The following is a 25,624-nucleotide window of genomic DNA, read 5'->3' as shown; positions in this document are numbered from 1 at the left end:
AAGACGAAAGCCAGATTGTAACGAATGCCCGGTTCCCATGCCTCACACGGCGCTCTGCGCGTCGTCCTCGATTCCAATGTGTGGATCGATATTCTCGTGTTCGACGATCCGCACACGCGGCCGATCCGCGCCGCGCTCGAAAGTGGCGCACTCTCCGCGCTGATCGACGCGCGCTGCCTCGCCGAACTTACCTACGTGCTCGACTACCCACAATTCGTGCATCGCAATGTGGACAAGGCGGCGGCGCTTGCCGTCGTTGCACGCCTCACGCAGTTGGTCGAACCCGCTGCGCCCGCGGAAGATGCCAGGCCGTTGCCGAAATGCAAAGACCGCGACGACCAGAAATTCCTCGAACTCGCGCACGCGGCGCAAGCCGACTGGCTGGTGTCGAAAGACCGCGCGGTGTTGAAACTGGCCAAGCGGATTGCGCGTGACTTCGGTTTCCAGATTGCGCAGCCTGCGCCGTTCGTCAGCGTCTGCGTGAGCGCGGCACACGAGCCAGCGCCCGTATGACCCCTGGCCGGATGGCCAACGTCGGGCCGACTGCGCGCACGCAGGGCCACGATTCCCTACAATCAGGCTTCGTCCTTTTCGAACGACGTCTTTCACCAACTCACTCGACCACGCTCCGGACAGCGCCATGAATGCACCGCACGACACGCCCATGAGTCCCTCGTTTCCGTCCCGCCTGCCGGACGTCGGCACGACGATTTTCACCGTGATGAGCGCGCTCGCCGCCGAAAAAGGCGCGGTGAACCTCGGCCAGGGCTTTCCCGACTTCGGTTGCGACCCCCGCATTGTCGACGCGGTCGCGAGCGCCATGCGCGACGGCCACAATCAATACCCGCCGATGGCCGGCGCCGCGCCGCTGCGTCAGGCGATTTCGGACAAGATCGCCAACCTGTACGGCCGCCGCTACGACGCCACCAGCGAGATCACCGTGACGGCAGGCGCCACCCAGGCGCTGCTGACCGCGATTCTCTGTACCGTGCATCCGGGCGACGAAGTGATCGTGGTCGAGCCGACCTACGACAGTTACCTGCCATCGATCGAGCTGGCCGGCGGCAAGCCGGTATTCGTCACGCTCGACGCGCCCGACTACGCGATCCCGTTCGACAAGCTCGCCGCCGCGATCACGCCGAAAACGCGGCTCCTGCTGATCAACACCCCGCACAATCCGACCGGCACGGTCTGGCGCGCGGAAGATATGCGCAAGCTCGAAGAAATCGTGCGCGGCACCAACGTGCTGATTCTGTCCGACGAAGTCTACGAACACATGGTGTACGACGGCGCGCCGCACGAAAGCGTGGCGCGTTATCCGGAACTGGCGCAGCGCAGTTTCGTGGTGTCGAGCTTCGGCAAGACCTACCACGTCACCGGCTGGAAGATCGGCTACGTGGCCGCGCCCGCCGCGCTCACGGCTGAATTCCGCAAAGTGCACCAGTTCAACGTGTTTACGGTCAACACGCCGATGCAGGTCGGCCTCGCGGAATATATGAAGGATCCGGCACCGTATCTGGATCTCCCCACGTTTTATCAGAAGAAACGCGACTACTTCCGCGCCGGCCTCGCGAATTCACGCTTCAGGCTGCTGCCTTGCACGGGCACCTACTTTCAGTGCGTCGACTATTCGGCGATCAGCGATTTGCCCGAAGCCGAATTTGCGCAATGGCTGACCGGCGAGATCGGTGTCGCGGCAATTCCCGTTTCGGCGTTCTATCACGAGGCGCATGAATCGGGCGTGGTGCGCTTCTGCTTTGCCAAGCAGGAAGCCACCCTCGCCACGGCGCTCGACCGGCTGGCGCGGCTCTAGGACGCCCCGCGCGATGCTGCGAACGAACCCACGTTCCTCGCCATCGCGCGCAGCGGCCCATGCGTGCGTTGCACGCCCGAGCTCATTTCGCACGCAACGCCACCGCCACGCCTCAAGCCGGACGCGAGGCCGCGATATACGCCTTGCGATCATCGGTCACGCGCTGCGCGGCCGGTCGGGCGTTGATCGCCTTCACATAGCTTTTCCAGTCCACGCCGGCGTCGAGCAGAAAATCGCGGCCGTAGATGGTCTGCGTCGCCATGCCCACCAGCGGCAAGCTCACAAACCCCGCTGCGTCGGCGACACTGAAGCGCTCGCCGCACAGATACGGCCCGAACTTCGCAATCCGCTTGAAGCCGGCAATGTGATGCGCGAGCAGCTTCTCGACGCGCCCCTTGGTCGCGTCAGTCACGGTGCCGCCGAAGAATGCTTCCTTGTAAAGATTGCGCGCGGTCAGTTCGAGATGCACATCCACGAACATGATCAGTTCGCGCTCTTTGGCCGCTTCCCACGGATCAGCGGAGAAAATTGCCTTGTCGGGAAAACGCGCGGCCAGATACTCGACGATGCCCTGCGATTCGCACAGATCGCCGTGTTCGGTCTGGATATAGGGCACCTTGCCGAGCGGAGAATGCTCGAGCATGGTCACTTCCTGGCTCGGCAGCACGAACACTTCCTCGAACGGAATGCCGTGTTCGAGGAGCACGAACTTCACCTTGTTGTAATAGTTAGAGAGCGCGAAACCGCACAGCTTGATCATCGGGTGTCTCCTTTCTTCGGGTTGTTTGAGACCGCCCGTCAAAATCAACGCGGCGGCCTTCGATCAATCATCCAGTAAATTGCACGATCGTGCTATTCTAAAATAACCATGGAGTCGAGCATCACAATGACCTCTCGCAATTTCAGCATCGAGACTATCGGCATTGTCGGAACCGGTGCAATGGGCCGTGGCATCGCCCAGATTGCCGCACTGGCGGGTCTCACCGTACGTCTTTACGACACGAACCCTGCCGCGATCGGCACAGCGCGCGACTACCTTGCCGAGACTTTCGCCAAATTGACTGCCAAAGGCAAGCTCGACCAGGCCCGTTCGCTCGCCGCACTGGCGAACGTGAGCGGCGCGCAGGTCGTCGGCGATCTGGCCGATTGCGATCTGGTCGTCGAGGCGATCGTTGAAAAGCTCGATGTGAAGCAAGCGCTCTTTCGCGAACTCGAAACGGTGGTGAGTGGCCGTTGCGTGCTGGCGTCGAACACGTCGTCGTTGTCGATTACCGCGATTGCGGCGGGCTGCACGAACCCATCGCGGGTGGCCGGTTATCACTTCTTCAATCCGGTTCCGTTGATGAAGGTCGTCGAAGTGATCGACGGCCTGCGCAGTGATCCCGCCGTCGGCGACGCGCTGATGGAACTCGCGCGACGCATGGGCCACACGCCGGTGCGTGCGAAAGACATGCCCGGCTTCATCGTCAATCATGCCGGCCGCGGCATGAATACCGAAGGCCTGCGGGTAGCCGGCGAAGGCGTGGCGAGTTTTGCCGACATCGACCGCATCATGCGCGAGCAGGCAGGCTTTCGCCTCGGCCCGTTCGAACTGCTCGATCTGACCGCGCTCGATGTATCGCATCCAGTGATGGAATCGATCTATCACCAGTTCTATGAAGAACCGCGCTTCACACCGTCGCCGATCACAGGCACTCGGCTTGCGGGCGGGCTGATCGGCCGCAAAACAGGCGAAGGCTTTTACCGCTATGAAGACGGTAAGCAGCAAGTTCCCGCGGAAGCGCCCGCGCCGACTGAACTGCCGCACAGCGTGTGGGTCAGCAAGCGCTATCCGGAGGCGCATGAAGCCGTCGTGCAACTCGTCGCCAAAGCTGGCGTCAAACTCGACGAAGGCGCGGTGCCCGCAGCGGACTCGCTGATCGTCGTGACACCGTTCGGTCATGACGCGACTACCGCCTCCGTCGACGAAGCACTCGATGCAACTCGCGTTGTTGCTATCGACGCCCTCTTCCCGCTGGCCGCCGCGCAGCGCCGCACGCTGATGACAACACCCGCTACCAGTCGCGCCGCACGCGAGACCGCGCACGCACTGTTTGCCGCGGATGGCGTTCCCGTCACGGTGATTCGCGATTCAACCGGCTTCGTCGCGCAACGCGTCGTGGCGACCATCGTCAACATCGGCTGCGATATCGCGCAAAAACAGATCGCGACGCCGGGGGACATCGACCTCGCGGTGACGCTAGGCCTCGGCTACCCGCGCGGACCGCTCGCACTCGGCGATACATTGGGCGCGAAGACGATCCTCACCATCTTGCGCAATATCTTCAGCGTGCTCGGCGATCCACGCTATCGCCCGTCGCCCTGGCTTGCACGGCGCGCGCAACTTGGCCTGTCGCTGACGCAACGCGACGCTGCCGATACTCAAACGGAGACACAACAATGAGCGCCGAACTGCTGACCTCACGCCCGACCGAAAGCGAATCGACGCTGGTCCTCACGCTGTCGAACCCCGGCGCACGCAATGCACTGCATCCGGACATGTATGCCGCGGGCATCGAAGCGCTCGAATCGGTGGAGCGTGATCCGTCGATCCGCGCCGTCGTAATTACCGGCGCGGACAATTTCTTTTGTGCCGGCGGCAATCTGAACCGTCTGCTGGAAAACCGCGCGAAGGATCCGTCGGTGCAGGCCGAAAGCATCGATCTGCTCGGCGAATGGATTTCGGCGCTGCGTCTTTCGTCGAAGCCGGTGATCGCCGCCGTCGATGGCGCCGCAGCCGGTGCAGGATTTTCATTAGCACTCGCGTGCGATCTGATCGTCGCGGCGGAAGACGCCAAGTTCGTGATGTCGTATGCCCGCGTCGGTCTTACACCCGATGGCGGCGGCTCGTGGTTTCTCGCGCAAGCCTTGCCGCGTCAACTGGCGACCGAAGTGCTGATCGAAGGCAAACCGATCGGCGCCTCGCGTCTATACGATCTCGGTGTCGTCAACAAGCTAGCGAAGACCGGCACCGTGCGCGACACCGCTGTCGCCTGGGCCGACGAACTCGGCAAGATTTCGCCGAATTCGGTCGCGCGCATCAAGGGGCTCATCGGCGCGGCCGGCGCACAGCCGCTTGCTGAACATCTGGTCGCTGAGCGCGACAGCTTCGTCGCCTCACTGCACCATCGCGACGGTCTCGAAGGGATTTCAGCGTTCCTCGAAAAACGCGCTCCTGTCTACAAGTAAACATAAGTGAACGAAGGGACGATGCCTGAATATCAACTCCCCAAACGCCGCCGCATCTTCCTGATGCGTCACGGCGACGTAACCTACTTCGACGACTCCGGCCGCGCGATCGATCCGGAAACGGTGCCGTTGAATGCGAACGGCCGCGAACAGGCCTGCGCGGCAGGCCGCGTGTTCGCCGAGCAGCAAGTCCAGTTCGATCGGGTGATCGTGAGTGGCTTGCCGCGCACGGTCGAAACCGCGCAACGCGTATTGGCCGAGACCGGTCAGCAGATCGAGCTCGACATCGAGCCGGCATGGCAGGAAATTCGCGGCGGCAAGCTCAGCAACATTCCGCAGCAGGATATCGAAGCGGCATTTCTCGGCGTGTTCGACGGCATCGTGCCGGAAACAACGCGCTTTCTCGACGGCGAAACCATTGGCGCGTTGTTTGACCGCGTGTTGCCCGCGGTGGCGGCGTTGCGCGAGGACACGTCGTGGGACACCGTGCTGCTGGTGCTGCACGGCGGCGTGAATCGCGCGATTCTGTCGCACGCGCTCACCGCCGGCGGCCGCACTTTCTTCGGCCATCTGGCGCAGGCCACCGGTTGCATCAACGCGCTCGACGTCGGCGCCGAGTCGCGCGACTGGGTGCTGCGCGCGATCAACTATTCACCGCCGTCGCCGCTCCATCGCGACGTTCGCAACACCACGATGGAAATGCTCTACGCACAATTCATTCAATACAAGCGTAGCTGAACCCGAACTGGAGGAGACACATGGTGCAAGCCACACAGACCGGCGAACCAGAACAGAAACCGGATTACTCGGCCTTCGAGGGCACGCGCCCGGTCAACGAGCGGCAACGCTTCGACAGCGACGCGCTCGCCGCGTGGCTAACCCAGCATGTCGATGGATTTGCCGGACCGCTCACCTTGGAGCAATTCGCCGGCGGCCAATCGAACCCCACCTTCAAACTCGTCACGCCGTCGCGCTCGTACGTGATGCGCGCGAAGCCCGGCCCGGCCGCGAAGTTATTGCCCTCGGCGCACGCGGTCGAACGCGAATACCGCGTGATGCATGCACTTGCAGACACCGACGTGCCCGTCGCAAACATGCTCGCCTTGTGCGAAGACGAAAGTGTGATCGGCCGGGCGTTCTACGTGATGGAGTTCGTCGAAGGCCGCGTGCTGTGGGACCAGTCTCTACCCGGCATGACGCCTGCAGAGCGCGCGGCAATTTACGACGAAATGAATCGCGTGATCGCCGCGCTGCATAGCGTCGACGTCACGTCGATCGGTCTTGCCGACTACGGCAAACCGGGTAATTACTTCGCACGCCAGATCGGCCGTTGGAGCAAACAGTACGTCGCGTCCGAAACCGAACCGATCGACGCGATGCAGCGTCTGATCGAATGGCTGCCGCAGCATATGCCGGCGGAAACGAGCGAGCGCGCCTCGGTCGTACATGGCGACTACCGGCTCGACAACCTGATCTTCCATCCCACCGAGCCGCGCGTACTGGCCGTACTCGACTGGGAACTATCGACGCTCGGTGACCCGCTCGCCGACTTCGCGTATCACTGCATGGCGTGGCACGTCGACCCGGCGCAATTTCGCGGCATTGCGGGCCTCGACTGGGCAGCCCTCGGCATTCCCGACGAAGCGCAGTACGTCGAGCGCTATTGCAAGCGCACCGGCTTTGAGATCCACGGCGACTGGAATTTCTATCTCGCGTACAACATGTTCCGCATCGCGGCGATCCTGCAAGGGATCATGAAGCGTGTGGTCGACGGCACTGCGGCCAGCGCTCAGGCGCTCGATGCCGGCCGTCGTGCGAAGCCGATGGCGGAACTCGCCTGGCGCTACGCGCAGAAAGTACGTTAAGCAAATCGGCGCACCAGGTTGCGTTCCTGAACAAACGTCATTCGTCATCCGCGAGGTCATACATGAATTTCGATTACACCCCGAAGGTGCAGGCGCTGCGCGAGAAACTGCTCGCCTTCTTCGACGAGCACATCTATCCGAACGAGCAGGCGTTCTATGCCGAGATCGCGCGCAATCGCCAGAACGGCAACGCGTGGCTGCCGACCGAACTGATCGAACAACTAAAACAGAAAGCGCGCGACGCCGGTCTATGGAACCTGTTCCTGCCTGAATCGATACGTGGCGCCGGTCTGACGAATCTTGAATATGCACCGCTCTGCGAGATCATGGGCCGTGTGCCCTGGGCGCCGGAAGTGTTCAACTGCAATGCGCCCGACACCGGCAACATGGAAACGATCGAGCGCTACGGCAGCGACGACAACAAGCGCGAATGGCTCGAACCGCTGCTGCAAGGGCACATCCGTTCGGCGTTTCTGATGACCGAGCCGGAAGTGGCGTCGTCGGACGCGACCAATATCCAGACGAGCATCGTGCGCGATGGCGACGCCTATGTGATCAACGGCCACAAGTGGTGGTCGTCCGGTGCGGGGGATCCGCGCTGCAAGATCTACATCGTGATGGGCAAGACCGATCCTGAGGCGCCGCGTCATGCGCAGCAGTCGATGATCCTGGTTCCCGCCGATGCGACCGGCATCACCGTGCACCGCCCGCTCACCGTATTCGGCTATGACGACGCGCCGCACGGCCACATGGAAATCACGCTCGAAAACGTGCGCGTGCCGGCTACCAATATGCTGCTCGGCGAAGGGCGCGGCTTCGAAATCGCCCAAGGCCGCCTCGGACCGGGACGCATCCACCACTGCATGCGTTTGATCGGTCTCGCCGAACGCGCGCTCGAACTCATGGCCAAACGCTCCATGCAACGCGTCGCTTTCGGCAAACCGGTTTCCGCACAGGGCGTCACGCAGGAGCGCATGGCCGAAGCGCGCTGCATGATCGAACAGGCGCGCCTGCTGACGCTGAAGACCGCGTACATGATGGACACGGTCGGCAACAAGGGCGCGCGTGGCGAGATCGCCATGATCAAGGTGGTCGCGCCGAATATGGCATGCCAGGTGATCGACTGGGCGATCCAGGCGCACGGCGGCGGCGGCGTCAGCGATGATTTCCCGTTGGCGTATGCGTACGCCAACGCGCGGACGTTGCGCTTCGCCGATGGCCCCGACGAAGTGCACCGCAACGCGATCGCAAAGCTCGAACTGGCGCGCTATATGGATGCGGGTGCTGCAGCTCGTGTGGAGACGCCGATTACGCGGGTTTGAGGTCGGGGTTGGGGCGGTAGCCAACGGCGCGCGGGTTCACGGCCAGCAGCATTGTCCGATCTATGCTCTAATTTTCGTCAACAGCGGCGCCCTTTGTGGCGCCGCTTTCACGAAACGAAGGAGCCAGGATGATCGATGTCTATAGCTGGGCAACCCCGAACGGCCATAAGGTTCACATCATGCTCGAGGAAACGGGCCTCGCGTACACGGCGCACGGCGTCGATATCGGCGCGGGCGACCAGTTCAAACCCGAGTTCCTCGCGATTAGCCCGAACAACAAGATTCCGGCGATCACCGATTCCGAAGGTCCTAAAGACGCCGACGGCAAGCCGTTCGCGCTATTCGAATCGGGCGCGATTCTGATTTATCTGGCGGAGAAAACCGGCAAATTCCTGCCGACTGATCCGGCCGCACGCTATGCCGCCCTGCAGTGGCTGATGTTCCAGATGGGCGGCATCGGTCCGATGCTCGGGCAAACGCATCATTTCCGCATCTACGCGCCGGAGCCGATCGAATACGCAATCAATCGCTACACGAACGAAACGCGGCGTCTCTATGGCGTGATGGATACGCAGCTCGGCAAGACCAAATATCTGGCCGGCAACGACTACACGATCGCTGACATCGCCGCATTTCCGTGGACGCGCTCGTGGCAGAACCAGGGCATCGAACTGGATACGTTCCCGCATGTGAAGCGGTGGCACGAAGAAATTGCCGCGCGTCCGGCGGTGGTACGCGGTGTTGACGTGCTGGCGTCGGCCCGCAAGCCGCTCATGGACGACAAGGCTAAGGAAATGCTGTTCGGCGCGACGCAGTACGCGAAGCGGTAGTCGTCGTGCCGCCGATCCATGGCATCGGCGCTCGTTCGCATTGGTAATGATTGCCGCATTGCCAACCGTTGATGCATCAATATAAAAAAGCGCGAGACGGCATCACTGCCACTCGCGCTTTTTTGCCAACCGGTCGGCTGCGAACGGCTAGAAATAGTGCCGCGTGATGAACTCTGCGACACAGACCGGCCGCTCACTGCCCTGCCGCTCCAGCGTCACGTTCCACTCAACCTGCACACCGGCGTTGTCGACGTCGGTGACGGATTCCACCGCAAACCGAGCGCGCAACTGTGAGCCGACCAGCACCGGCGACGTGAACCGCACACGATTCAATCCGTAGTTGACGCCCATGCGCTGCTTAAGCGCCACCGTCTTGCCGAGCAGCGCAGGGATCAACGACAGCGTCATGAACCCATGCGCGACCGGACCACCAAACGGTGACTCACGCCGTGCCCGCTCGGGGTCAACGTGAATCCACTGATGATCGCCGGTGGCCTCAGCGAAACGATCGACGCTCGCCTGATCGACCGTCAGCCAGTCACTAACGAGCGGTTCAGCGCCAACCAGCGCACGCAACGCCGCTGCGTCGCCAAACGTTACGGCGGCTGCCGCGTTGCTGCCCGTCATGAAGCGGCGCCCGGATTGCGCAGTCCGAACAAGCCTTTCGAACGCACCGTAATCACGGTTTCGCCGTGCTGGTTGATGCCTTCCCACTGCGTCGAAACGATGCCGCGATCCGGCTTACTCTCCGAAACACGTTTGTCGAGCACCGCGTTCATCATCGTGATCGTGTCGCCGACACGCACTGGCTTCAGCCAGCGAATCTCGTCGATACCGGGCGAGCCCATCGACGTGGAACCCGCGATCGCGTTGCGCACCAGCATGCCCATCATGACCGAACAGGTATGCCAGCCGCTTGCGACCAACCCACGAAACGGCGACGCTGCGGCTGCAGCCTCGTCCAGGTGAAACGGCTGCGGATCGAACTTCTCCGCGAACTCGACGATCTCTTCACGCGTGAAAGTATGCTTGCCGATTTCCGTAGTCGTGCCGACTGCCATGTCCTCGTAACTCAGACCCATCGCACACCTCTTTCTTATCCGATTCGGCCGGCTGATCAGGCTTCGGTCGAGACAAAGCCGGGCAGCGCGGCGAACCGCGCGAGATGGTGATCGACATCGCCCAATGTGGTTTCGATGATAGCAAGACGTTTGAACAGATGCGCCGCGGCGACCTCGTTCGTGACGCCCATGCCTCCGTGCAACTGCACCGCCTGCTGACCGACGAAACGGGCGGCCTGGCCGACCCGCGCCTTCGCTGCGGAGACGGCACGGCGACGTTCCTCGGCGTCAGCGCTGGTGTAACGCACGGCCGCCAGGTATGTGATCGAACGCGCCTGCTCGGCGTGAATCAACATCTCGACCATGCGATGCTGTAGCGCCTGGAAACGCGCGATCGGCTGGCCAAACTGCTGGCGCGTCTTGGTGTACTCGCCCGTTGCATGGTTCAGTGCGTCGAGCGCGCCGACCGCTTCCGCGCACAGCAATACCGTGCCGTAGTCTGCAATGTGCTCGAGCGCCGCGGCGCCCGAGTGTTTGCCGGTGAGCTGGCGTGCAGGTGTGCCATCGAACTCGAGTGTCGCGGCGCGCTGACCGTCGATTGTGCGGTAGTCAGTGACTTTGACACCGGCCGCATCGCGGACGACCACAAAAAGCGCGATCTCGCCATTCAGCCGAGCCGGCACGATCCAGTAATCCGCTTGCGCGCCGTGCAGCACAACCGATTTCGTGCCGGTCAACGTCTGCTGATTGCCCTGACCGTTCGCAACCGTGTCGACCTCGAACAGATCGTAGCGTGCGTGCGGCTCGTGAAAGGCCACTGCCAGCTTGATCTCGCCCTGGGCCGCGCGTTCGAGCAGCGACGCGTCTTCGCCCTGCCCGGTGCCCGCCAGCCGCAGCGCCTCGATACCCACCGCAGTCGCCCAATACGGCTCGACCACCAGAGCACGCCCGAGCTCCTGCATGACCACCAGCATGTCGATCGGGCTGCCGTTGAAGCCACCCTGCGCTTCCGGCACCGGCAACGCAGTCAGGCCCAGTTCGGTAAAAGCTGTCCAGTGCGCGTCCGACACCCCGGTTTCCGATTGCACGATCGCCTGGCGCGCTTCGAACCCGTAGCTCTTGTCAAGGTAGCGGCGCAGCGCGTCAGCAAATTGCTGTTGTTCGTCGTTGAAAGTGAAGTCCATGCGCCGCTCCTCAGAGTCCGAGAATCATCTGCGCGATGATGTTCTTTTGAATTTCGTTCGAGCCGCCGTAAATCGACGTCTTGCGGAAGTTGAAGTAGTACGCGGCCAGCGGCGCGGCGTCATCGTCACCGGCGAGGCTGTGCTCGCGTTCGCCTTCGAGGAATGGCACGTCGAATGGCGCGGCGAGGGGCCCGATCGCTTCGAACATCAGTTCGGTCAGCGCCTGCTGCACTTCCGTGCCCTTGATTTTGAGCATCGATGCTTCCGGCCCAGGCCCACGTCCGCCCGTTTCATTGGCGACCACGCGTTGCACGGTGACTTCGAGTGCCATCAGTTCGATCTCGAGGCTCGCGACTTTCGCGGTGAACACAGGATCTTGCAGCAGCGGCTTGCCGTTCTTCTTCTGATCCAGCGCGAGGCGCTTCAGGAATACGAGTTCGCGCTTCGATTGCCCAACGCGCGCAATACCGGTGCGTTCGTGCCCGAGCAGGTACTTCGCATAGGTCCAGCCACGATTCTCTTCGCCGACCAGATTGTCGACCGGCACTTTCACGTCCTCGAAAAAGACTTCGTTGACTTCGTGGTCTTCGTCGAGCGTGATGATCGGGCGCACGGTAATACCGGGCGTTTTCATGTCGATCAACAGGAACGAGATACCCTCCTGCTTTTTAGCGCCGCTATCGGTGCGCACGAGGCAGAACATCGTGTCGGCGTACTGGCCGAGCGTAGTCCAGGTTTTCTGGCCGTTGACCACATAGTGATCGCCAACGCGCTCGGCACGCGTGCGCAGCGAGGCCAAGTCGGAACCGGAGCCCGGTTCGGAATAGCCCTGACACCACCAGTCCGTGCCGTCGAGAATGCGCGGCAGATAGTGGCGTTTCTGAGCCTCATTGCCGTACTTCATCAGCACGGGCGCTACCATCGAGACGCCGAACGGCAGGACGGACGGCGCACCGATACGCGCGCACTCTTCGTCCCAGATATGCCGTTGGGTCGCGTCCCAGCCCGGGCCGCCGTATTCTTTCGGCCACGCGATGACCGACCAGCCGCGCGTGCCGAGCAGCTTGTGCCAACCCGCGAAGTCTTCGCGGTTCAGACGCTTGTGATTGAGTACTTTGTCGCTCAGCTCGCGAGGCAGATTCGCTTCGAGCCAGGCGCGGATGTCGGCGCGGAATGCGTCGTCAGCGGGGGAATAGTCCAGATTCATGCGTCGTGTCTCCTGGCCGCAACCGCCCGCTGCCAGTGAGCCACTGCGCTATTGCAGCGGTTCCTTCAAGGCAGCCGGGATCGGCAGCGGCATCACTTCGATGCCTTCTTCGACCAAGGCTTTCGCGTCTTCCGGTGTCGTGACACCGCGAATATTGCGCGCTGGCGCTTCGTTGTAGTGAATGCGCCGTGCTTCCTCGGCGAAGCGGTCGCCCACGTTCTCTGTCTTTTCCAGTACCTCGCGCAAGGCACGCATGACGCGCGCCTGCATTTCTCCCGTATCCGCAGGGACTTTCGCTTCGGTCGCTCCCGACAGATTCAGTCGGGGCGCCGACGGCAGACGGCTCACTTCGTTCGCACCGCAGATCGGACATTCGACGAGCTTGCGGGACTGCTGCGACTCGAAGTCATCAGCCGAAGCAAACCAGCCTTCGAACCGATGGCCATGCGGACACTGTAAATCGAGGACCTTCATGTGGAATCAGGGCTTGAGTGCCAGTTTAGCGCAAAATGGAAATTTGTGAACGGTCGTTCGTAAATTTTTACGGACGGCGCGTTGACGCCAGGCGTCGCTGACAAATCGAACGCGGTGCGCGATTTTAACGCTTTGCGCAGTGGGCTGCCGAAGGTGGCTCAATCGGTGAACAGCACGCCGAACCCGTCAACAAAAAGGGCACGCTGGTCGTATCGAACTCATGGATTCGCGCAGCTACTCGCTGCGCCCCTTTTAAGCCACCAGAAATTCGAGGCGGCGGTCAAGCTGCGGTTCGAGTTCGCGCGCCTCTTTGGCAAGGTTGATCTGTTTGGCCGATTTCGCGACATCGAATACGTCCGCCTTGATGTCATACCCGCCACGCGCGGTCAGCCAGCCAAGGATGTCCGACAGATGCCACACCGACGCACTGCCCTCGTGAACCGGCGGCGGAAAGTCGATTGCGTGGCTCAGCATCAGCTTACGCATGTTTTGCCTTGACACGCCCGCGACCTCAGCGACATCCGTCAGGCCGACGAAGTCCGGCCCCGCCTCGACAAGGCGCGCAGACGGCACTGCCTGCTTGATATCTTTGAGTGCACTGATGAGCGCTTCGAACGCCGACGCGCCTTCGCGAGCAAAAACCAGCGCCATGCGCCCCGGTTGCCCCACGCCGATCGTAGCGTCGTCGCATCCGGCTTCGCCAAGCCGCTCGACGATCTCGTCAAGATCGCAATCTTCAGCCGCGAGCCGGTACTTCAAGGTGAACACATATTCCATAAGCTACTCCTACCTTCATTCAGCTACGGGCTTTTGCCCTTCGAACATTTCTACTGCTGGCGGGTCGTGCAATTGTCGACAATGCGCCTGAGGTGCCTTGCGTGATTGCCGGGATTCTTTGGCGTACTCCACACACTCGAGATGCAAAACTCGCCGCAACGGCACTCCGCGTCGTTGTAAGGACAGTAAATCTTTCCCCATGCGTGACCTTTGCCGCCGCCTTGCACACGCCAGCCGTTTCTTTCCGCGTAAGCCAGCGCGGCCTCGACTTCTTTCTTTGAATGGACTCCACGAACCATCTATACCCTCCAATTTAGTCCACGCGCGCATGGTTGTCAAGTGACAACCATGCGCGCGTGGCCATAACCGAATACATCCCACACTCTTCGTTATCCAAAATAACTGCGATAACAGACTCCGTTGCCAGACGTCGATACTAGAGCGGCAACGACCGCGGGGCGAGACTGTCAGATGGCATAGGACTGGAACCCGTTTTTCGGACACGGGGGTAACGCATCGAGTCGATATCGTGCCCATAATGACAAAGCCCCTGCCGGTCGTAGACCAACAGGGGCTCTTTTGCGGATTTTCTAACCGGCGTGTGATTCGCGCCCGTTCAGCGTTCTGAACCGTGCACGCTATTGCGGCTCGGCCATTGGCCAGGTACCCGCCAAAACCTTCTCCAGCCAGAACGTGCCAATGATGGTTTTCACGTCCGTCACCTTGCCCGTGCGTACCCATTCCAACATATCGGTGACGCTGGCCGTGAACAGTTCGAGGAATTCGCCGTCGTCGAGTTTGCGCTCGCCGGCAGTCAACCCACGCGCCAGGTAAATATCGATGAATTCAGTCGAGTAGGAAATGATCGGATGAATGCGCGTCAGATAGACATACTCGCGTGCCGTATAGCCGGTCTCTTCCTGCAGCTCGCGTTTCGCGCAGGCCAGCGCGCCTTCGTTCGGATCGAGCTTGCCCGCCGGATACTCGACCATAACCTTACCCATCGGATAGCGGTACTGGTTTTCCAGCAACACGCGACCGTCGTCGAATAGCGGAATCACCATCACGGCGCCCGGATGCTGAACATACTCGCGAGTGGCCTGCTTACCGTCGGGCAAGCGGACCGTATCGCACTTGAGCGTCAGGAATGGCCCTTGATGGATCGTTTTGCTCTCGAGACAGGTCTCGGTGAGCGCGGCGTCGTGATCGGGAAGTTCAGCCATATGCGACCTCAGGACAGCGTGGTGCGCGACGGCGAGAGGCCGTCAGCGACGTTTGACGAGATACTGGAAGGTAAAGCCGGGGAATGCGAATACGACGAACAACGCGAACGTGATCGCGTAGAACTGCCACCCCTGCTCGAAGCGGTTACCCGCGCGCGCTTCCAGCAGGAAACCGAGCGCACCGACGATGAAGTACAGCACGATCAACTCGGCAATCCGGATCCAGGCGCTCTTCTTCGCCACTTTCAAGGGCACGGCGGCGAAGAGACGCTGATTCAGGAACGGCAGGTTGGCGCCGACCAGCGCCAACAACACGATAAACCAACCCGCAGCCGACATCAGAGCAGCAGCGTGTGCTGGATAGCCTGCAGGCAGGCCTTCAACAGCGGATCCGGCACGATACCGAGCACCAGCACGGCAACACCATTAACCGCCAGCAATGCACGCGTGCTCGTGTCGGCGAGGATCGGCGACTTGTCTTGCGGTTCGTCGAAGTACATCAGCTTGACGATACGCAGGTAGTAGAAGGCACCGAACAGCGAGGTGATCACGGCCAACACGGTCAGCCAGGTCAACCCGGCATTCATGGTTGCCTGCAGCACCGCGAGCTTGGCGTAGAAGCCGACCGCGGGCGGGATGCCGGCGAGCGAGAACATCATCACCATCATGACGAACGCAAACACCGGGCTGCGTTGATTCAGGCCCTTGAAGTCTTCGAGCGTATCCGCTTCGAAATCGCGGCGTGCCAGCAGCATGATGATGCCGAAGGTGCCCATCGTCGTGATCAGGTAGACGATGCTGTAGTACATCGCCGAGCCGTACGCGTTGGCGGCGCCCGTGGTCTTGTGGTCGACCACGCCGGCCAGCAGGCCCAGCAGCACGAAGCCCATGTTCGAGATCGCCGAATACGCGAGCATCCGCTTGACGTTGCGTTGCACGATACCGGTGATGTTGCCGACAATCAGCGACAGCGCCGCCAGGATCACCAGCATTTCCTGCCATTCGACCGCAAGCGGCAGCAGACCCATCACGAGGAAGCGCAGGCCCCACGCGAATGCCGCCACCTTCGGACCGCCACCGACCATCAGCGTCATGGCCGTCGGAGCGCCCTGATACACGTCAGGCACCCACATATGGAACGGCACCGCGCCCATCTTGAACGCCACGCCTGCCACGATAAAGATCACGCCGAACAGCAGCACGCTCGGATCGTAGTGGCTCGTGCCGATCGCCTTGAACACTTCGTTCAGGTCGAGCGAGCCGGTTGCACCGTACAGCATGGAAATGCCGTACAGCAGGAAGCCGGAAGCCAGCGCACCGAGCACGTAGTACTTCATTGCGGCTTCGTTCGACGGTGCCGCGTCACGACGCAGTGCGATCGCACCGTACAGCGACAGCGACATCAGCTCCAGACCGAGGTACAGCGTCAGGAAGTTGTTGCCGGAGATCATCACGAGCTGACCGAGCAACGAGAACATGCCCAACAGGAAAAACTCGCCGCGGAACAGCCCGCGATCCTCGAGGTACCGGCGCGAATAAACAATCGACACTGCGTAGCCGAGCGTCACCACCGCCTTCATCACGCTGGCGAAAGAATCCACCACATACATGTGACCGAAGAAGTAATGAACCTGCGGGTCGAACGCGTTCACCGCGAACCAGATGCCGGCAATCAGCGTCGAGAAGAACGCGAGGAAATACGTGGTGCGGCGACCGGCCTGGCCGACGAACGTGTCGTTGAGCCACGCGACCACAACGGCGAGCATCACCAGTGCGTCGGGCAACAGGGCAGTCATAGGGGCGTTTTGCATGATCTTTAAATTCCTCCGCTCTGCATTACTGTGGCAACGGCAGTTTGGACTGCGCGACGTGGGAGAGGAGGTTTTCCACGGATACGTGCATCACATCGGTAAAGGGCTTCGGATACAGGCCCATGAACAGCGTCAGTGCAGCGAGCACTGCCAGCATGAAAAATTCGCGACGGTTGATGTCGAGGAGGCCCTTCACGTGATCGTTGGCGACCGCGCCGAAGTACACGCGCTTGTACATCCACAGCGTGTAGGCCGCGCCGAGAATCAGCGTGACAGCCGCACCGCCCGCGATCCAGAAGTTGTACTGGACAGCAGCCAGAATCACCATGAACTCGCCGACGAAACCGGAAGTACCCGGCAAGCCGCAATTCGCCATCGAAAACAGCATCACGAACGCCGCGAACTTCGGCATCACGTTGACGACGCCGCCGTAATCGGCGATCTGACGCGAGTGCATACGGTCGTACAACACGCCGATGCTCAGGAACATCGCGCCCGACACGAAGCCGTGCGAGATCATCTGTACGATCGCGCCTTCCACGCCGAGCTGATTGAAGATGAAGAAACCAAGCGTCACGAAACCCATGTGCGCGATCGACGAGTACGCGACCAGCTTCTTCATGTCGGTCTGCACCATCGCGACCAGACCGATGTAGATCACCGCGATCAGCGACAGTGCAATGACGACCGGAGCAAGGAAGTGGCTTGCGTCCGGTGCGATCGGCAGCGAGAAGCGCACGAAACCGTAGGCGCCCAGCTTCAGCATGATCGCGGCCAGCACGACCGAGCCGCCGGTCGGCGCTTCCACGTGGGCGTCAGGCAACCACGTGTGAACCGGCCACATCGGCACCTTCACGGCGAACGCCAGGAAGAACGCTATGAATAGCAGTATCTGCGGCGTCATGCCGATCTGCGTGTTCTGCCACGTAGCCAGATCGAACGTGCCGGTCTGGATGTACAGGTAAAGCAACGCGACCAGCATCAGCAGTGAGCCCATCAGCGTGTACAGGAAGAACTTGAACGCCGCATACACGCGGTTCGCCCCGCCCCACACGCCGATGATGATGTACATCGGAATCAGCGTCGCTTCAAAGAACACGTAGAACAGCATGCCGTCCGCTGCGCTGAACACGCCGACCATGATGCCGGACAGGATCAGGAATGCAGCGAGGTACTGCGCCACGTTCTTCGTGATGACTTCCCATGCGGAGATCACGACGATCACCGTAATCAATGCGGTCAATACGACGAACCACATCGAGATGCCGTCGACACCCAGGTGGTACGTAATATTGAAGCGCTCGATCCAGTTCGCCTTTTCGACGAACTGCAGATCGGCGGTACTCGAATCAAAACCCGTAATTAGCGGGATCGTCACGATGAAACTGACGACCGAGCCGATCAGCGCAATCCAGCGCGCCGGAGCCGGGTTCCGGTCGGAACCAATAGCCAGGACCAGTAGACCTACGAGGATCGGTAACCAGATCGCGATACTGAGAATCGGATAAGCGTGCATTAGTGTCCCTCGCCTTATTTGCCGCCGAGCGTTACAAACAGGGTCAGGAGCCCCAACATGCCGATAATCATGGCAAACGCGTAGTGGTAGATGTAGCCGGATTGGAGGAAGCGGATCACGCCGGCAAACCAGCCGATAAAGCGTGCGCTGCCGTTGACGATGCCGTCGATAACCACGACGTCGCCTTCCTTCCAGAGACCACGGCCAATCGCCACGGCGCCCCGCGCAAACACGACTTCGTTGATCTTGTCCATGTAGTACTTGTTGTCGAGCAGCGTATAGATCGGGCCGAACGCGCGCTTGACGACCGCCGGCAGATCAGGACGAACCAGATACAGGAACCACGCGACCACGACACCCGCGAGTGCCAGCCACACCGGCAGACCTGAGACCGAGTGCAGACCCATCGACGCCCAGCCCTGGAATTCTTCGGCCATCTCATGCAGTGCCGGATGGTTTTCGCCGATGAAGATCACCTTGTCGAACGCCACGCCGTGCTGGAAGAAGTCGCCGAACAGCATCGGAGCGACACCGATCGCGCCGATCACCACCGACGGAATCGCCAGCAGAACCAGCGGCAGCCACACCACCCACGGCGTTTCATGCGGCTCGTGCGCGTGGTCGTCGTGACCATGACCGTGGCCGTGTGCGTCATGGCCGTGACCGTCATGTGCATGGGCTGCAGCTTCGATGCCCATCGGCGATTCCGGATGCTTCGGATCGCGGAAGCGCTCCTTGCCGTGGAACACCAGGAAGTACATCCGGAACGAGTACAGCGCAGTAACGAACACGCTCGCCACCACCGCGAAGTAGGCGAAACCCGAACCCGGCAGATGCGACAGCTTCACTGCGTCGATGATCGAGTCTTTCGAGTAGAAGCCTGAGAAGAACGGTGTGCCGATCAGCGCGAGCGAACCGACCAGCGACGTAATCCACGTGATCGGCATGTACTTGCGCAAGCCGCCCATGTTGCGGATGTCCTGATCGTGGTGCATGCCGATGATCACGGAACCCGCGCCGAGGAACAGCAACGCCTTGAAGAACGCGTGCGTCATCAGGTGGAAGATGGCGACCGAGTAAGCCGATGCGCCGAGTGCGACCGTCATGTAACCGAGCTGCGACAGCGTCGAGTAAGCCACCACGCGCTTGATGTCGTTCTGGACGATTCCGAGGAAGCCCATGAACAGCGCCGTGATCGCACCGATCACCATCACGAACGACAGTGCCGTATCCGACAGTTCGAACAGGGGCGACATGCGTGCGACCATGAAGATACCGGCCGTCACCATGGTTGCCGCGTGAATCAGTGCGGAGATCGGCGTCGGGCCTTCCATCGAATCCGGCAGCCAGACGTGCAGCGGGAACTGCGCCGACTTACCCATCGCGCCGATGAAAAGGCAAATGCAGGCAACCGTCAGCAGACCCCAGTCCGTGCCCGGGAAGCTCAATGCCGCAAGTTCGGTGCGCTTCGCGAAGACGTCGCCGTAGTTCATCGAACCGGCGAAAGCGAACAGCAGACCGATCCCGAGCAGGAACCCGAAGTCGCCGATGCGGTTCACGATGAACGCCTTCATGTTCGCGTAGATCGCGCTCTCACGAGTGAAGTAGAAGCCGATCAGCAGGTACGACACCAGACCCACCGCTTCCCAACCGAAGAACAGTTGCAGGAAGTTGTTGCTCATCACGAGCATCAGCATCGAGAACGTGAACAGCGCGATGTACGAGAAGAAGCGCTGGTAGCCGTCGTCGTCGGCCATGTAGCCGATCGTGTAGATGTGCACCATGAGCGACACGAAGGTCACCACGCACATCATCATCGCCGTCAGCGAGTCGACCAGGAAGCCGATCTCGAACTTCGTCTGGCCGATCTGCATCCAGTCATAGACCGTCGCGTTGAAACTCGCGCCGTCCATCACCTGGAAGAAGACGATGGCCGAAAGGATGAAGGAGATCGCGACGCCGAGGATCGTGACCGAATGCGCGCCGGCTCGCCCTACCGCTTTCCCAAACAGCCCCGCAATCAGGGAGCCGGCCAGCGGTGCCAGCGGGATCGCCAGCAGCAGGTTTTCATTGAGTGTCGTTGACATAACCGCTTTACCTGAAATTAACCTTTGAGCTGATCGAGGTCCTCGACATTGATCGTGTCGAGGCTACGGAACAGGGTCACCAGAATTGCGAGTCCGATCGCCGCTTCAGCTGCTGCAACCGTCAGCACGAAGAAGACGAAGATCTGACCATGCACGTCGCCGAGGTAATGCGAGAACGCGACGAAATTGGTGTTCACCGCCAGCAGCATCAGTTCGATCGCCATCAGGATGATGATGACGTTGCGGCGGTTCAGGAAAATGCCCACGACGCTGATCGCAAACAGGATCGCACCGAGGACAAGGTAATGAGCAAGGGTCAACATGATTTCTATCTCCTGTCCGCTCAGCTGTTTTTAGCAGGTGCCGAGTCGGCCGCTGCGGCTGCCGCTGCGGCGGCTTCTTCCGCCGCGACAGTTGCCGCGGTCTTTTCAGATGCCATCTTCACGATACGCACACGGTCCTGGGCACGCACCTTGACCTGCTCGCTGATGTTCTGGCGCTTGCTGTCTTTCTTGTGACTCGTGGTCAGCGCGATCGCCGCGATGATCGCCACCAGCAGCACGAGGCCGGCGACTTCGAACGCGAAGATGTAGTCGGTGTAGATGACCTTGCCGATGATGCGGGTGTTCGACCAGCCGGCCATACCGTTCGCGGCAGCCGTGGTGTCGCGCAGCGCCGTGGCGGTCGCACCGTAGCCGTGCCACAGGATCAGCGCGGTCTCGATCACAATGATCGCGCCCACCAGCGTAGCCATTGGCACGAAGCGTTTGAAGTCTTTTCGCAGCACGTCGATGTTGATGTCCAGCATCATCACGACGAACAGGAACAGCACCATCACCGCGCCGACATACACCAGCACCAGCAGGATCGCGAGGAACTCGGCCTCCAGCAGCATCCAGATCGCGGCTGCGTTGAAGAACGCCAGCACCAGAAACAGTGCGGACGAAACCGGGTTGCGCGAGGTGATCACCTTCAGCCCTGAAACCACCAGGAGCAGCGCGAAGATGTAGAACAGTACGGTCGTGAATTCCATGATTACCGGTTCATCGTTAGGCCATCGTCAGGCATTGTTCTTTGGCACGTGTGGCGGGTAAAAGCGGTCGAGACCGCCAGAACAGCCGCACAGGTGCGCCGTGCCGCGGCGGTCAGACCGCGGCGCTCGGCCCGACAACAGGCCGTGTTACTGCTGCATTTACTGCCGCATTTACCGCTTCAACTGAAGTGCTTCAACGATACGGTGCGTCGGCTGCCTTGCTCGCAGCGATCTCCGCTTCGTAGCGATCGCCCACGGCCAGCAGCATGTCTTTCGTGAAATACAGATCGCCGCGCTTTTCGCCGTGATATTCGAGAATGTGCGTCTCGACGATCGAATCGACCGGGCAGCTCTCTTCGCAGAAACCGCAGAAGATGCACTTGGTCAGGTCGATGTCGTAACGCGTCGTGCGGCGCGTGTTATCCGCACGGGTTTCCGATTCGATCGTGATGGCGAGTGCCGGACACACCGCTTCGCACAGCTTGCAGGCGATGCAGCGTTCTTCGCCGTTTTCATAGCGGCGCAGCGCGTGCAGGCCGCGAAAACGCGGCGAAATCGGCGTCTTCTCTTCCGGGAACTGCACCGTCACCTTGCGCTGGAACGTGTAACGTCCGGTCAGCGCGAGGCCTTTGAGCAGTTCCGTCAGGAAGAAGGTTTTGAAAAAGTTTTGGATTGCGGTCATGGGTTCATCCGCCCTTTATTTCCAGATATTCAACGGCGACATGATCCAGAAGCCGACCACGATGAGCCACACCACGCAAACCGGAATGAAAATCTTCCAGCCCAGACGCATGATCTGGTCATAGCGATAGCGCGGGAACGTGGCACGCGCCCAGATGAATACCGACAGCAGGAAGAAAACCTTGGCGACGAGCCATACGATGCCCGGGACAAACGACAGGAAGCCGAACGGTGCGCTCCAGCCGCCGAGGAACAGTGTTGCAGCCAATGCCGAGATCACGATCATGTTGATGTACTCGGCGAGGAAGAACAGCGCAAACGCCATCCCCGAGTAATCGATCATGTGGCCCGCGACGATTTCCGACTCACCTTCCACCACGTCGAACGGGTGACGGTTCGTTTCGGCGATGCCCGAGATGAAGTACACGACGAACATCGGCAGGAGCGGCAGCCAGTTCCACGACAGGAAGTTCAAGCCGTAGCCGGCGAAAATGCCGCGCTCCTGCGACGTCACGATGTCCGACAGATTCAGACTGCCCGAGGTCATCAGCACGACGACGAGGGCGAAGCCCATCGAAATTTCGTACGAGACCATTTGAGCGGCCGCGCGCATGGCGCCGAGGAACGCGTACTTCGAGTTCGACGCCCAGCCGGCCAGGATCACGCCGTACACACCGACTGACGAAATCGCGATCGCATACAGGAGACCCGCGTTGATGTCGCCGAGAACCGCGCCCGCCTGGAACGGAATCACCGCCCAGACTGCGAAGGCCGGCACTACCACCATGATCGGCGCGATCATGTAGATCCAGCGGCTCGCCTGGGCCGGCTGAATCACTTCTTTCAGCAACAGCTTCAGCACGTCGGCGATCGGCTGCAGCAAACCTGCCGGGCCCACGCGGTTCGGGCCGAGACGCACGTGCATCCAGCCGATCAGCTTACGCTCCCACAGAATCAGGTAAGCCACGCACAGCAGGATCACGACGGCCACCACCAGGATGCGCACCAGTGCCCACACCGTGGGCCATGCCACACCGAGAAGCTGGGTGCCGCCCGAGTTGATCGTATCGAACAAGCTCATTTACGCCTTCTCCACCAGCAGTTCACCGAACAGGCTGCCCAGCGCGGCACCGGCGGGCGTAGCCGCCGATACGCGGACGACCGTCTCCGCAAGATTCGCGTCGCGCACGGCCGGCAACTGCACCGATTGCTCGCCCTGGCGCACGCGCACTGCGTCGCCTTCCTTCAAACCCAGTTTGTCGAACAGCGCAGCCGGCAGACCGGCCGAATTCGCTGCACGCGCCGCTGCCGTCAGATGCAACGACTCGGCGCGACGCACCAGCGCGTCGGCGTGGTAAATCGGCACGTCGGCGATACGCTCGAACTTGCCCTCTGCTGCCATCGCTGCCTTGCCGCGTGCAACCGTGGCGCCCGTCTTGTTCGACAGACGCGACTTGATCTCGCCATCGCCAAGCGCTGCCGTGCGCACTTCTTCGGAGGTGTCGAATTCGAAGCCCGGCACGCCGAGCAAGCTGCCGAGGACGCGCAAGACCTTCCATGCCGGGCGTGTGTCGCCGAGCGGGCGCACGACGCCGTTGAACGTCTGCACGGTACCTTCGGCGTTGACGAACGTGCCGGCCGTTTCCGTGAACGGTGCGATCGGCAGCAGGACGTCAGCGTATTCAGCGCCCATCTGGAACGGCGACATCACGACGACCATTTCAGCCTGCTTCAGTGCGGCCAAAGCCTGCGCCGGATTGGCCGTGTCGAATTCCGGTTCGACGTTCAGCAACACATAACCCTTGCGCGGTTGCTCGAACACTTCGCGAGCGTTCAAACCGCCCTCGCCCGGCAATGCGTTCACGAGATGCGCGCCGACCGTGTTGGCGGCTTCCGTGAGGAAACCCAGGGTTGCGCCGGTCGCGTCTGCGATCCATTGCGCCGCAGCGTGAATCGCGGCGAAGTCCGGATGACGGACCGCGGCGTTGCCGAGCAGCACCACACGGAGTTCGCCAGTGGCGAGCGACTTCGCGGTTTGTTTGTTGGCATCCGTCGGCTGCGTGCCGGCGAAGGCTTCCGGCAGTGCAACACCGTTCGCCTCCGACACCGCGGCCGCGATACCAGCCAGTGCGTCGAGCCATGCCGACGGCGCGGCGACCACGCGTTGCGCCTGCGGAATCAGCGCGTCGTCGTTGGTGGCTTGCACCAACGTCAGCTTCGTGCCGCTCTTGGCAGCTTGACGCAGACGCGCGGCAAACAGCGGATGATCGCGGCGCAGATCCGAACCGATCACCAATGCGGCGTCGAGGTTCGAAAGGTCGGCGATTGCCGTACCGAGCCACGGCGCACCGTTGGCAGGCGCGGAGAAATCCGACTGACGCAGACGGAAATCGACGTTAGGCGTGCCGACCGCCTGGGCCAGTTGCTTCAACAGGAACAGTTCTTCAACGGTGCTGTGGGCGCTGCCGAGCGCGGCCAGCGCGTTCGCGCCGTGGTCGCCCTTGATGCCCTTCAGACCCTTGACCACGTATTCAAGCGCGGATTGCCAGTCGGTCTCGACCCACTTGCCGCCTTGCTTGAGCATCGGCTGCGTGAGACGTTCCGGGCTGTTCAGACCTTCGTACGCGAAGCGGTCCTTGTCCGAAATCCAGCATTCGTTGATGGATTCGTTTTCGAACGGCAGAACACGCATCACGCGATTGTTCTTCACTTGCACCACGAGGTTTGCGCCGACGGAATCGTGCGGGCTCACCGACTTGCGGCGCGACAGTTCCCACGTGCGGGCGCTGTAGCGGAACGGCTTGCTGGTCAGCGCGCCCACCGGGCACAGATCGATCATGTTGCCCGACAGTTCGGAGTCGACCGTCTTGCCGACGAACGACGTGATTTCCGAATGCTCGCCGCGGCCCAGCATGCCGAGTTCCATCACGCCGGCGACTTCCTGGCCAAAGCGGACGCAACGCGTGCAGTGAATGCAACGCGACATTTCTTCCATCGAGATCAGCGGGCCGACGTTCTTGTGGAACACAACGCGCTTTTCTTCGCTATAGCGCGACGACGACTTGCCGTAGCCCACCGCCAGATCCTGCAACTGACACTCGCCACCCTGATCGCAGATCGGGCAATCCAGCGGGTGGTTGATCAGCAGGAATTCCATCACGGCTTGCTGGCCCTTCACGGCCTTGTCCGACTTGGTGCGCACGATCATGCCTGCCGACACCGGCGTGGCGCATGCGGGCACAGCCTTCGGCATCTTTTCGACATCGACCAGACACATCCGGCAGTTGGCCGCAATCGACAGCTTCTTGTGATAGCAGAAGTGAGGAATGTACGTGTCGACCTTATGCGCAGCCTGGATCACCATGCTGCCTTCAGGTACCTCTACTTTCTTGCCGTCTATTTCAAGTTCAACCATGATGGTCAATCTTCCTTAACCTGTTACCGCTCAATCGTTCGCCCTGTTCATCGCCCGTTTCAGGCGCTGAATCCCGCGGATGACGTGTTCTGGTGCG

General features: G+C 61.2%; 26 protein-coding genes. 8 read left to right on the top strand and 18 right to left on the bottom strand.

What is annotated here, in order from left to right:
• Positions 1 to 24 precede the first annotated feature (24 nt).
• Positions 25 to 513: a putative toxin-antitoxin system toxin component, PIN family gene (locus P3T25_RS18265; RefSeq protein ID WP_154567307.1), complete on the top strand. Its 489-nt coding sequence runs from the start codon at positions 25 to 27 to the stop codon at positions 511 to 513.
• Positions 514 to 640: 127 nt separating this feature from the next.
• Complete coding sequence (locus tag P3T25_RS18260; RefSeq protein WP_154567308.1) at positions 641 to 1,813, top strand: pyridoxal phosphate-dependent aminotransferase; 1,173 nt, start codon at positions 641 to 643, stop codon at positions 1,811 to 1,813.
• A gap of 112 nt (positions 1,814 to 1,925) precedes the next feature.
• Here the strand turns inward: P3T25_RS18260 and P3T25_RS18255 are convergent, their stop codons facing one another.
• Positions 1,926 to 2,573, bottom strand: a complete 648-nt coding sequence (locus P3T25_RS18255) for a glutathione S-transferase (protein WP_429358555.1) — start codon at positions 2,571 to 2,573, stop codon at positions 1,926 to 1,928.
• Positions 2,574 to 2,699: 126 nt separating this feature from the next.
• Here P3T25_RS18255 and P3T25_RS18250 point away from each other — a divergent pair, with 126 nt between their 5' ends.
• The 6 genes from P3T25_RS18250 (at position 2,700) to P3T25_RS18225 (ending at position 9,058) form a co-directional block, all read left to right on the top strand.
• Positions 2,700 to 4,256: a 3-hydroxyacyl-CoA dehydrogenase gene (locus tag P3T25_RS18250; RefSeq protein ID WP_171925044.1), complete on the top strand. Its 1,557-nt coding sequence runs from the start codon at positions 2,700 to 2,702 to the stop codon at positions 4,254 to 4,256.
• Entirely contained in the window at positions 4,253 to 5,041 is a 789-nt protein-coding gene (locus P3T25_RS18245; RefSeq protein WP_154567311.1) for an oxepin-CoA hydrolase, alternative type, read from the top strand. Before P3T25_RS18250 ends, P3T25_RS18245 begins: the two co-directional genes overlap by 4 nt.
• 21 nt (positions 5,042 to 5,062) lie before the next feature.
• A complete protein-coding gene (locus P3T25_RS18240) occupies positions 5,063 to 5,779 on the top strand; it encodes a histidine phosphatase family protein (protein WP_171925043.1) in 717 nt (238 codons plus the stop codon).
• A gap of 20 nt (positions 5,780 to 5,799) precedes the next feature.
• Positions 5,800 to 6,906 carry a phosphotransferase gene (locus P3T25_RS18235; RefSeq protein WP_154567313.1) on the top strand — a complete coding sequence of 369 codons (1,107 nt, stop codon included), beginning with the start codon at positions 5,800 to 5,802 and terminating at the stop codon, positions 6,904 to 6,906.
• A gap of 62 nt (positions 6,907 to 6,968) precedes the next feature.
• Positions 6,969 to 8,228: an acyl-CoA dehydrogenase family protein gene (locus tag P3T25_RS18230; protein WP_171925042.1), complete on the top strand. Its 1,260-nt coding sequence runs from the start codon at positions 6,969 to 6,971 to the stop codon at positions 8,226 to 8,228.
• A 128-nt stretch (positions 8,229 to 8,356) separates the two neighbouring features.
• Entirely contained in the window at positions 8,357 to 9,058 is a 702-nt protein-coding gene (locus tag P3T25_RS18225) for a glutathione binding-like protein (RefSeq protein ID WP_171925041.1), read from the top strand.
• 147 nt (positions 9,059 to 9,205) lie between these two features.
• Here P3T25_RS18225 and P3T25_RS18220 read toward each other — a convergent pair whose 3' ends face one another.
• The 17 genes from P3T25_RS18220 to nuoG all read right to left on the bottom strand — a co-directional run bounded on the left by P3T25_RS18220 (position 9,206) and on the right by nuoG (position 25,527).
• Positions 9,206 to 9,685, bottom strand: coding sequence for a MaoC family dehydratase (locus P3T25_RS18220; RefSeq protein WP_171925040.1), 480 nt, complete (start codon positions 9,683 to 9,685; stop codon positions 9,206 to 9,208).
• A complete protein-coding gene (locus P3T25_RS18215) occupies positions 9,682 to 10,140 on the bottom strand; it encodes a MaoC family dehydratase (RefSeq protein ID WP_171925039.1) in 459 nt (152 codons plus the stop codon). The genes P3T25_RS18220 and P3T25_RS18215 overlap by 4 nt, the downstream gene beginning before the upstream one ends.
• A 35-nt stretch (positions 10,141 to 10,175) precedes the next feature.
• The gene (locus P3T25_RS18210) at positions 10,176 to 11,303 is read right to left on the bottom strand and encodes an acyl-CoA dehydrogenase family protein (protein WP_154567189.1); all 1,128 of its coding nucleotides are present in this window, start codon (positions 11,301 to 11,303) and stop codon (positions 10,176 to 10,178) included.
• A gap of 10 nt (positions 11,304 to 11,313) precedes the next feature.
• A complete protein-coding gene (locus tag P3T25_RS18205) occupies positions 11,314 to 12,510 on the bottom strand; it encodes an acyl-CoA dehydrogenase family protein (protein ID WP_429358554.1) in 1,197 nt (398 codons plus the stop codon).
• 48 nt (positions 12,511 to 12,558) lie between these two features.
• Positions 12,559 to 12,984, bottom strand: coding sequence for a DUF1178 family protein (locus P3T25_RS18200; RefSeq protein WP_266257554.1), 426 nt, complete (start codon positions 12,982 to 12,984; stop codon positions 12,559 to 12,561).
• Between the two features lie 252 nt (positions 12,985 to 13,236).
• Positions 13,237 to 13,761 carry a helix-turn-helix transcriptional regulator gene (locus P3T25_RS18195; protein WP_429358553.1) on the bottom strand — a complete coding sequence of 175 codons (525 nt, stop codon included), beginning with the start codon at positions 13,759 to 13,761 and terminating at the stop codon, positions 13,237 to 13,239.
• A 50-nt stretch (positions 13,762 to 13,811) separates the two neighbouring features.
• Positions 13,812 to 14,060 (bottom strand): hypothetical protein, encoded by a 249-nt coding sequence (locus P3T25_RS18190; RefSeq protein ID WP_429358552.1) that lies wholly within the window; start codon positions 14,058 to 14,060, stop codon positions 13,812 to 13,814.
• 339 nt (positions 14,061 to 14,399) lie between these two features.
• A complete protein-coding gene (locus P3T25_RS18185) occupies positions 14,400 to 14,984 on the bottom strand; it encodes an NUDIX domain-containing protein (protein ID WP_154567193.1) in 585 nt (194 codons plus the stop codon).
• Positions 14,985 to 15,026: 42 nt separating this feature from the next.
• Entirely contained in the window at positions 15,027 to 15,323 is a 297-nt protein-coding gene (locus P3T25_RS18180; protein ID WP_171925036.1) for a DUF2818 family protein, read from the bottom strand.
• Positions 15,323 to 16,795 (bottom strand): NADH-quinone oxidoreductase subunit NuoN, encoded by a 1,473-nt coding sequence (gene nuoN / locus P3T25_RS18175; protein ID WP_154567195.1) that lies wholly within the window; start codon positions 16,793 to 16,795, stop codon positions 15,323 to 15,325. The genes P3T25_RS18180 and nuoN overlap by 1 nt, the downstream gene beginning before the upstream one ends.
• Positions 16,796 to 16,820: 25 nt before the next feature.
• Positions 16,821 to 18,311 (bottom strand): NADH-quinone oxidoreductase subunit M, encoded by a 1,491-nt coding sequence (locus P3T25_RS18170; RefSeq protein ID WP_154567196.1) that lies wholly within the window; start codon positions 18,309 to 18,311, stop codon positions 16,821 to 16,823.
• 14 nt (positions 18,312 to 18,325) lie between these two features.
• Positions 18,326 to 20,398 carry an NADH-quinone oxidoreductase subunit L gene (nuoL, locus tag P3T25_RS18165; protein ID WP_154567197.1) on the bottom strand — a complete coding sequence of 691 codons (2,073 nt, stop codon included), beginning with the start codon at positions 20,396 to 20,398 and terminating at the stop codon, positions 18,326 to 18,328.
• A 17-nt stretch (positions 20,399 to 20,415) separates the two neighbouring features.
• Positions 20,416 to 20,721, bottom strand: a complete 306-nt coding sequence (gene nuoK / locus P3T25_RS18160; RefSeq protein ID WP_013339863.1) for an NADH-quinone oxidoreductase subunit NuoK — start codon at positions 20,719 to 20,721, stop codon at positions 20,416 to 20,418.
• Between the two features lie 20 nt (positions 20,722 to 20,741).
• Positions 20,742 to 21,431 (bottom strand): NADH-quinone oxidoreductase subunit J, encoded by a 690-nt coding sequence (locus tag P3T25_RS18155; protein ID WP_154567198.1) that lies wholly within the window; start codon positions 21,429 to 21,431, stop codon positions 20,742 to 20,744.
• Between the two features lie 193 nt (positions 21,432 to 21,624).
• Entirely contained in the window at positions 21,625 to 22,113 is a 489-nt protein-coding gene (gene nuoI / locus P3T25_RS18150) for an NADH-quinone oxidoreductase subunit NuoI (RefSeq protein ID WP_054034957.1), read from the bottom strand.
• Between the two features lie 15 nt (positions 22,114 to 22,128).
• Positions 22,129 to 23,193 (bottom strand): NADH-quinone oxidoreductase subunit NuoH, encoded by a 1,065-nt coding sequence (gene nuoH, locus P3T25_RS18145; RefSeq protein WP_154567199.1) that lies wholly within the window; start codon positions 23,191 to 23,193, stop codon positions 22,129 to 22,131.
• Positions 23,194 to 25,527 (bottom strand): NADH-quinone oxidoreductase subunit NuoG, encoded by a 2,334-nt coding sequence (gene nuoG, locus P3T25_RS18140; protein WP_429358551.1) that lies wholly within the window; start codon positions 25,525 to 25,527, stop codon positions 23,194 to 23,196.
• Positions 25,528 to 25,624: the final 97 nt, after the last annotated feature.

The sequence above is a fragment of the Paraburkholderia sp. GAS32 genome (genome assembly GCF_050434225.1).
GTDB classification, from domain to species: Bacteria; Pseudomonadota; Gammaproteobacteria; order Burkholderiales; family Burkholderiaceae; genus Paraburkholderia; species Paraburkholderia madseniana.
The sequence above is the reverse complement of the archived record's forward strand: the minus strand, read 5'-3'. Positions and strand labels throughout refer to the sequence as shown.